Origin of the sequence: Methylobacterium sp. WL8, assembly GCF_008040045.1 — a bacterium.
GTDB classification, from domain to species: domain Bacteria; phylum Pseudomonadota; class Alphaproteobacteria; order Rhizobiales; family Beijerinckiaceae; genus Methylobacterium; species Methylobacterium cerastii.
Genome location: NZ_VRVF01000181.1, coordinates 1 through 1373, shown reverse-complemented (window position 1 = coordinate 1373; position 1373 = coordinate 1). Strand labels below are relative to the sequence as shown.

General features: G+C 65.5%; 1 protein-coding gene. It reads left to right on the top strand.

Annotated features, from left to right (window positions below):
* Window positions 1-245 precede the first annotated feature (245 nt).
* On the top strand, window positions 246-1250 hold the full coding sequence (locus FV234_RS25775; protein ID WP_147832436.1) for an ADP-ribosylglycohydrolase family protein: 1005 nt from the start codon (window positions 246-248) through the stop codon (window positions 1248-1250).
* Window positions 1251-1373 lie beyond the last annotated feature (123 nt).

Here is a 1373-nt window from a genome sequence, read left to right as displayed (position 1 = left end):
GGCTACCCCTACCCAACGGCTCCCCCGCCGCACTCTCGCACCGCCCTGCCAAGCTAATTCCTTCTGGCAGTCCCCGGTGCGCCCAACTTCACTATCAGTGGCAGTGCCTTAGCTGGGTGCTATTCCGTTACCTCTGCATCCCATTCCGTTTCTGAGGCCAAACCCACCCGTCAAGAAACCCGGCGTCTATGTGAACCTTCAGCTCCCGTTCGGACTCATCCGACCGCCACCTCCGGAGCTTCATCGTGAACCAGCCACTTCATCCGGCCCCGGGCGTGCTCGAACGTGCCCGTGGCGCCCTCCTCGGTTTCGCGGTCGGTGACGCGCTCGGCACCACCCTCGAATTCAGCCGCCGGGATATCCTCCCTCAGCACACCGAGATGACCGGCGGAGGCCCCTTCCAGCTCGCGCCCGGGGAATGGACTGACGATACCTCCCAGCAGCTGGCCCTCGCGGAGAGCCTCCTTCATGCCCCCGGCTTCGACCCCGCCGACCTCATGACCCGCTTTGTCGCGTGGTTTCGAAACGGCGACAATTCCTGCACGGGTCAATGTTTCGACGTCGGCATCGCCACGCGCGAAGCCTTGGTCCGCTTCGAACGCAACGGCGATCCCTACGCTGGCTCAACCGATCCCGACACCGCCGGCAACGGCTCCCTGATGCGGCTCGCCCCCGTCGCCCTCGTCACCCTTCATAACCCCGGCGAAGCCGAACGAATCGCAGAGGCACAAAGCCGAACGACCCACGGCGCTCCTCAGGCGGTTGAGGCCTGTGCCTACTTCGTCCAGCTGCTCCGCGAAGCCATTCTCGGCCAACCCGACGTGCTGCGTCCACGCCCCTGGATCGGCGCCGACACCGACGGTCTGCGCCCCCGGCACTTCATCAGCGGCATGGACGACGACCTCACCCCCGTAAAACGAACTGGCGACGCCGCCATTCATGAAATCGCCCAGGGCTCCTGGCGCGGCAAAACCCGCAAGCAGATCCGCTCCTCCGGCTACGTCCTTCACACGCTCGAAGCCGCCCTGTGGGCTGTGGGCACCACCACCACCTTCGAGGAAGCCGTCACTCTCGCCGTCAACCTCGCTGATGACGCGGATACGGTCGGTGCGGTCACCGGCCAGCTCGCCGGTGCCCTCTACGGCGCGTCCGCCATCCCGGAACGCTGGCTTCATCCCCTCGCCTGGCGTGAGCGCATCACCCAACTCGCCGACGCTCTCCTCACAGCAGAGGCGTCAGCGCAGTCCTAGGTCGTGAACCCATAACGGTTGGCACGGTTTGGGCGGTGGGTCGTTGGTTTTCCGAATGGAGGACCGAGGATGGCGCGGTTTGACCTGACGGATGCGGAGTGGGCGGTGATTGAGCCGCTGCTT